A 7,213-nucleotide genomic window follows, 5' to 3' on the forward strand; every position below is an offset into this window, starting at 1 on the left:
GGCCGTGGCGGTCGTCGCCATCTACTCGCCCCAGTCCTCCTCGAGCTCCGGCGCCTCCTCCAAGACGACCGGGTCGAGCGAGATGACCTCCAGTTCGGTCCCGGTGACCGGACTGTCGATGATCTCGCCGACCTCGACGTCGGCCGGGATCTCGATTTCCTCGCCCGTGATCGGGTCCTCCGCGGTCAGCGTGTCGGTGTCGCTCGTCATCGTGCCACCACCTCCGCCGTGAACGGGCATAAAGGCTTCGAACTTGTCGGATAGTTTATACAAAACGGATCGCTCGCTAACGGGAACAGATCGGCGAAATACCGGCGTGTCGAGATCGAATGTCAGATCTCGGTAGTAAGTATGTCCCCCTACGGGGACGGTCGTCGGCGTCGGTCGGGTCGGTCCCGACCGAGCCGACGCGGACCTCGCGGGCGTCGCGGCTCAGACATAGCGGTCGGCCTCCGCGTCCAGCGCCTCGCTCGCGTCGGCGAGCGCGTCGCGCTCGGCCGTCAGCGCGGCCTCGTCTCCCTCGATCTCCGCCTCGGCGTCGGCGAGCGCGTCGGCGACCGCCTCCGGGGCCGGTCCCCCGGCGGAGTCGCGGCTCGCGACGCTTTCGGCCGGGTCGAGCGCCGACTCCACGTCCTCGCGGCTCACGTACGCGGAGAGGGGCTCGCCCGCCACCTTTCGAGCGGCCTCGTCAACTTTTGCGGCCGCCGCGGCCGGCGAGTCGTCGTCCGCGACCGTCTCCGCCGCGGTCGCGACGATCTCGTGGGCCGTCCGGAAGGGGAGCCCGCCGGTCGCGAGCAGGTCGGCGACGCCCGTGGCCGTCGAGAACCCCTCCCCGGCGGCCGTCGCGAGCGCGGCCTCGTCCCACTCCGCGGTCGCGACCGCGCCCGCGGCGACCTCGGTCGCCTCCCGCACGTCGCCCGCGATCTCGAAGACGCTCGCGTGAGCGCGCTGGAGGTCGCGGTTGTAGGCGCGCGGGAGCCCCTTCAGCAGGCTCAGCGTGCCGGTCGCCTCGCCGATCGCGTCGCCCGCCACGCCGCGGGTCAGCTCCAGCGTGTCGGGGTTCTTCTTCTGGGGCATGATCGAGGAGGTGGAGGCGTAGTCGTCGGAGAGCTCGACGACCCCCTTGTTCGAGAATATGATCAGGTCCTCCGCGAGCCCCGACAGCGTCGTCGCGAGCGTCGCGAGCGCGCCCGCCGACTCCGCGAGGAAGTCGCGCGCGGAGGCGGCGTCCATCGAGTTGCGGACCGTCCCGTCGAAGCCGAGCAGCGCCGCGGTCCGGTCGCGGTCGACGTCGAACGGGGTCCCCGCGAACGCGGCCGCGCCGAGCGGCGACCGGTTCACGCGGTCGTACGCGTCGAGCAGGCGCTCCGTGTCGCGCGCGAGCCCGCCCTCGTACGACAGTAGATAGTGCCCGACCGTCGTCGGCTGGGCCGGCTGGAGGTGGGTGTACCCTGGCATCACCGTCTCCGCGTGCTCCTCGGCGACCTCGACGAGCGCCTCGCGGGCCGCGACCGTCGCCTCGGCGGCGTCGAGCAGGTCCTCGCGCAGCCGGTACCGGATGCACGTCGCAACCTCGTCGTTGCGCGAGCGGGCGGTGTGCATCCGGCCGCCGTCCGGGCCGATCCGGTCGATCACCGCGGTCTCGATGGCCTCGTGAACGTCCTCGCCGCCGGGGAGTTCGCCGTGCCCGGCGGCCTCGACGGCGTCGAGCGCGCCGAGGATCTCGCCCGCGACCGCGTCGTCGACGATCCCCTGCTCCGCGAGCATGACCACGTGCGCGCGGTCGACCGCGAGGTCGGCCTCGAAGATGGCGGCGTCGGCCGCGAGGCTCGACAGGAACTCGCGGGCGGGGCCGCCGCTGAAGCGGTCGCGGCGGACGGCGGTGTCGCTCCCGCCGCCCGCTCCGCCGTCGGCGTCCGTCGCGGCGTCGGGATCGTCGTCGGTCATCTACTCCTCGTCGTCCGTCGCGTCCGGGTCGCCGGATCCGTCGGTGGCCAGTTCGGGCTTCGAGACGCTCGCTTTCACGTCGTTCGCGAGGCGCTCCTGGAGCCCGTGGTACTTCGCGACGCCCGTCGCGTCGGACTGGGCGATGCCCGCCACGTCCTCGGTGTTGAACGAAGCCATCTCCTCGGAGTAGACGGCGTACTCGGAATCGCGCGCGACGACGCGGCAGTCGCCGCCCGAGACCTTCACCGTCGCCGTGCCGGTGACCACGTCCTGCGTCTCGTCGACGAAGGCGTTCAGCGCGTCGACGACGGGCGCGAACACGAGCCCCTCGTAGGCCTTCTCGGACCACTCCTGCTCGATCCCCTTCTTGAACGAGCGCTCGTTCTTCGTCAAGACGAGGTCTTCGAGCGCCTGGTGCGCGGTCAGCAGGACGGTCGCGGCCGGGTGCTCGTAGTTCTCGCGCACCTTCAGCCCGAGCATGCGGTCCTCCATCACGTCGGTGCGGCCGACGCCGTAGCCGCCGGCGTACTCGTTGAGGTGCTGGATGAGCGGGACCGGGTCCATCGCCTCGCCGTCGACCGCGACCGGGACGCCCTCCTCGAACGTCACCTCGATGGTGGTCTCGCCCTCGGGCTCCGCGGTCCACTCGTAGATGTCCTCCGGCGGCTCGTAGTCCGGGTTCTCCAGCTTCCCGCCCTCGACCGCGCGCGACCAGATGTTCTCGTCGATGGACCAGACGCCGCCGTCGCCGGCCTCGACGGGCAGGTCCTTCTCGGCGGCGTAGTCGATCTCCCACTCGCGGGTGAGGCCGAGCTCGCGCACGGGGGCGATCACTTCGAGGTCGGAGCCGCGCCACACCGCCTCGAAGCGGAGCTGGTCGTTGCCTTTCCCCGTACAGCCGTGTGCGATGGCGTCACAGCCCTGCTCCTCGGCGACGCCGAGGATCGCCTCGGCGATGACCGGACGCGCGAGGGCGGTGCCGAGCGGGTACCCCTGGTAGCTGGCGTTCGCCTTCACCGCGTCGAAACACAGGTCCGCGAACTCCTCCTTCGCGTCGACGACGTGGATGTCGAGCCCCAGCGCCTCCGCGGTCTCTTCGGCCTCGTCGAACTCCTCGGTCGGCTGGCCGACGTCGACGTTGACGCCGATGACCTCGTCGTAGCCGTACTCCTCTTTCAGTAGCGGTACGCAGACCGTGGTGTCGAGTCCCCCGCTGAACGCGAGTGCAACGCTCGTCATTACCAGAGTACACCCGGCCTACACCCTTAAATTCAGCGGTTTCAATATTGTAAGAAAAAGGCGAAGCGGCCGCTCGCGGAACGCGGAGTCGAGACTCTTCGGAACGGATCGGCGCGAACGCGACGAGAGGTGAAGGTTACTGGCCCGAAGGGCCTCGTCGTCGCGCCGCGCCGGAGGCCGGTCGCGGCGGTCGGACGTCTCGTCGCGGTCGCAGGGCTCGTCGGCCTCGGAGAAGGGCGGCGTCGAGACGAGCCGCTGCGGTCATCACGTGTACGTACCCGATCTCCGGTATAAAACTGTTCCGCACCGCTCGACCGTCGCAAGGCTTGCCGGACCGGTTCCCGAGGGGGTCCGCCGGACTACAGCGCCTCGCGGTACGCCGCCAGCGTCTTCTCGACGTCCTCCTCGGTGTGGGCGTAGGAGGTGAACTGGCACTCGAACTGGTTCGCGGTGAGGAACACGCCGCGGTCTTTCATCTCCTGCCAGAACACGCGCTCCCAGCGGTCGGTCGCGGCGTCGGCCACGTCGGCGCCCGTCTTCGGGCAGGCGTCGTACCGGGCGCAGTCGGGGTCCTGCCGGCAGCCGCCCGCGCAGCAGGCGTCGACGTCGTCGGGCGCCTCGCGGGTGAACACCGTCTTGAACATCGAGTCGGTGCCGACGACGGTGTATTCCGGCGCGCGCTCGGCGCAGATCTCGGCGATCCCCTCGCGGAGCTTCCGGCCGAGGCGGTTGACGTGCTCGTACACGTCGTTCTCGGCGGCGTACTCCAGGCCGGCCTTCCCGGCGGCCATCGTCACCGGATGCCCGGAGAAGGTGCCGGACTGGAACACCTCGCCCGCCGGGGTGAAGCCCTCGATGATCTCCGCCTTCCCGCCGATGGCGCCGACGGGGAAGCCGCCGCCGATGATCTTGCCGAACGTCGTCACGTCGGGGGTGACGCCGAACTTCGACTGCGCGCAGCCGAGGCCGCCCACCCGGAACCCGGTGATCACCTCGTCGAAGATCAAAAGCGAGCCGTGGTCGTCACAGAGGTCCCGCAGCGTCTCGTGGTAGCCGTCGATCGGCATGACGATGCCCATGTTAGCGAGGATCGGCTCCACGAGGACGGCGGCGATGTCGTCGCCGTGCTCCGCGAACACCTCCTTGGCCGCCGCCGGGTCGTTGAACGGGATCGGCAGGGTGTGCTCGGCGAACGACTCGGGGATCCCCGCCGTCGACGGGTGCGCGTCCCCCGGCGACCCCTCGACGAGCGTCGACTCCTGCGCGCCGTGGTAGCCGCCCTGCATCACGACGATCTTGTCGCGGCCGGTGTGGCCGCGGGCGAGCCGCACCGCCGACACCGTCGCCTCCGTGCCGGAGTTGACGAAGCGGATCGACTCCACGCTCGGGACGTGGCGGGCGACGAACTCCGCGTGTTCGACCTCGACCTCCGTGGGCGCGCCGTACATGGGCCCCTCCGCGACGTGGGACTGGACCGCCGCCTCGACCGGGTCCGGGAGGTCGTGGCCGTACAGCAGGGGGCCGTACCCCATCACCCAGTCGACGTAGCGGTTGCCGTCGGCGTCGATCACGTGGCCGCCGTCGCCCCGCTCGATGAAGAACGGATGCGGCATCGTCGCCCGGACGGAGGAGTTGACGCCGCCCGGCATGACCGACAGCGCGCGGTCGTACAGCCCGCGCGAGCGCTCGTGGTTCATACCGAACGGTTGGAGCGTCGGGCTGAAAGTAGTTGCCGAACCGGGCGAACCGGTTCGCGGGTTCAAAAGGAGCCGATCGGATCGCGCGCCGCGCCTACACCGCCTCCGGCCCGGTCGCGCCCGTGCGGACCTGGAGCGCGTCCTCGACGGGCAGGACGAACACCTTGCCGTCGCCGGGCTCGCCGGTCTCGGCGGCGTCGGCGATCGCCTCGGCCACCTCGTCGGCCGGGATGTCGGCGACGACCACGTCGACTTTCACCTTCTGGTGGAGGTCGACGGTGAACTCCTCGCCGCGCCACTGGCCCTTCTTCGCGGGCTGGCTGCCGCGGCCGGAGACGTTCGTCACCGTCAGCGAGGGCGCGTTGATCTCCGCGAGCGCCTGCTTGATGGCCCCGAGCTTGTCGGGGCGGACGACCGCGGTGACCATCTTGATCTCCGCGCCCTCCTCCTCGCCGCCGTCCGCGCGGGGCGAGCCCTCCGTGGCGTCGACCACCGACGAGCCGCCGTCGGTCGCGACCGAGGGCTTGCCGAACTCGGGGTACGTCTCGACGCCGTGCTCGCTGACGTCGAGGCCGTCGCGCTCGTGTTCGGGGGTGACGCGGGCCTGTCCGACGGCCTTGAACGCGCCGAAGACGAGCCCCGTCGCGACCACGGTCCACGCCGCGATGACGACCACGCCGATGACCTGCGAGACGAGCAGGTCGACCGAGAAGCCGTTGATGCTGACGAACGGCAGCGCGAGGACGCCCAGCACCCCGGCCGAGCCGTGGACGGGGAACACCGCGCAGACGTCGTCGATCTTCATCCGGTCGGCGACGAACTCGAAGACCAGCGGGAGCTGGAGGCCGCAGAGGAGCCCGACCGCGATGGCGCCCCACCAGGTGGCGAGGTTCGCGATGCCGGTCACGCCGACCAGCCCCGCGAGCAGCCCGTTCGCGACGTACAGCGTGTCGACCTTCTTCGAGAGCGCCACCGACGCGACGGCGGCGCCGACGCCGCCCGCGGCCATGCCGAGCGTCGTGCCCAGCGAGACGCGGCCGACCGACGCGTAGCCGTCGAGGACGAGCTCGCCGCCGTCGACCGCGAACACCGTCGCGGTCGTGCCGACGTTGAACCCGTACCAGCCGAACGCGAGGATGAGCGTGCCGAGCACCGCGAACGTCATCGAGTGCCCGGGGATGACGTTCGTGGAGCCGTCCTCGGCGTAGCGGTCCATCCGCGGACCCAGCACGTACGCCGCAGTGAGGCCGGCGATACCGCCCATGCCGTGGACGATCATCCCGCCCGCGAAGTCGGTGAAGCCGAGGCCGGCCCCGCCGAGGAAGCCGCCGCCCCAGGTGATCCCCGCGACCACCGGGTAGATGACCGCCGAGATGGCGATCGTGTACGCCACGTACGCGCGGAGCTTCGCGCGGCCGGCGACCGCGCCGGAGACGATGGTCGCCGCCGTCATGGCGAAGACGGCGCCGAACAGCCAGCTGTTGACCCAGCCGCCGTCACCGAGCGCGGCCGCCGCGGAGAAGCCGGCGCCGCCGGCGATCCCCTCGACGCCGAACCCGATCAGGAAGTAGAACAGGACGCCGACGCTCCACGTCAGCAGGTTCTTGGTGAGCTGGTTGGCGACGTTCTTCGCGCGCACCTGCCCCGCTTCGAGCATCGCGAAGCCGGCGTGCATGAAGAAGATGAGGAAACACACCACCGCGACCCACATCAGGTTCACGCCCTCGGCGAGGACGCTCGGATCGATCGAGGCGAGTACGCCGGTCGTCACGCTTCGACCACCCCTACTGAACGCTCGTCCGATTCAAACCGTGCTTCGCTCGTGTTCATGTGCTGAATCACGTTTCGACTCCGGGGAACGGCTATACATAAACGTTAGAGTTGAGTTTCACAAGAAGTGTGGTTGATAATACGGCAGTCGTCCGATATAAGGACGTGGCTATGGAATATAAGGACGTTTTCTCGGGCATTTCGCGGCAATCGTTGCGCCGGAAGCCAACGATCGTTGTGTCAAAATGTTATCTATTCTGCCGAAATCGGTCGTTACCGGGCGCTCTGGGGCCGTGCGCGGGCCGCCCCGGCGAGTATTGCCGCCCCGCCGTCTCGCGATTCGCCGTCGTACGAGCCGTTCTTCGCGAATTCGCGGTTCTGAGGCCTTCTCGATAAAATCTGACGTTCGTCAACCCGACTCCCGGTCCGCCGGTCGATTCGATCGATCGGTCGCGATCGAGCGTGACCCCCGATCGATCCGCGCCGACCGCCGGTCGCTTACTCGGGCTTCAGCCCCTCGTTCTGGACGCGCATCACGGCCTCGCCGTCGGCGAGGTTCG

General features: G+C 69.8%; 5 protein-coding genes. All 5 read right to left on the reverse strand.

Annotated features, from left to right (window positions below):
- Nucleotides 1–21: 21 nt before the first annotated feature.
- Nucleotides 22–210 carry a lysine biosynthesis protein LysW gene (lysW, locus tag EXE44_RS08875; RefSeq protein ID WP_004599337.1) on the reverse strand — a complete coding sequence of 63 codons (189 nt, stop codon included), beginning with the start codon at nt 208–210 and terminating at the stop codon, nt 22–24.
- Nucleotides 211–432: 222 nt separating this feature from the next.
- Entirely contained in the window at nt 433–1,947 is a 1,515-nt protein-coding gene (argH, locus tag EXE44_RS08880; RefSeq protein ID WP_137716858.1) for an argininosuccinate lyase, read from the reverse strand.
- The gene (locus EXE44_RS08885) at nt 1,948–3,186 is read right to left on the reverse strand and encodes an argininosuccinate synthase (RefSeq protein WP_137716859.1); all 1,239 of its coding nucleotides are present in this window, start codon (nt 3,184–3,186) and stop codon (nt 1,948–1,950) included.
- 359 nt (nt 3,187–3,545) lie between these two features.
- Nucleotides 3,546–4,883 carry a glutamate-1-semialdehyde 2,1-aminomutase gene (locus tag EXE44_RS08890; RefSeq protein WP_137716860.1) on the reverse strand — a complete coding sequence of 446 codons (1,338 nt, stop codon included), beginning with the start codon at nt 4,881–4,883 and terminating at the stop codon, nt 3,546–3,548.
- Nucleotides 4,884–4,977: 94 nt separating this feature from the next.
- On the reverse strand, nt 4,978–6,654 hold the full coding sequence (locus tag EXE44_RS08895) for an ammonium transporter (RefSeq protein ID WP_137716861.1): 1,677 nt from the start codon (nt 6,652–6,654) through the stop codon (nt 4,978–4,980).
- Nucleotides 6,655–7,213 lie beyond the last annotated feature (559 nt).

It is taken from the genome of Halorubrum sp. SS7 (assembly GCF_005435055.1).
Lineage (GTDB): Archaea > Halobacteriota > Halobacteria > Halobacteriales > Haloferacaceae > Halorubrum > Halorubrum salinarum.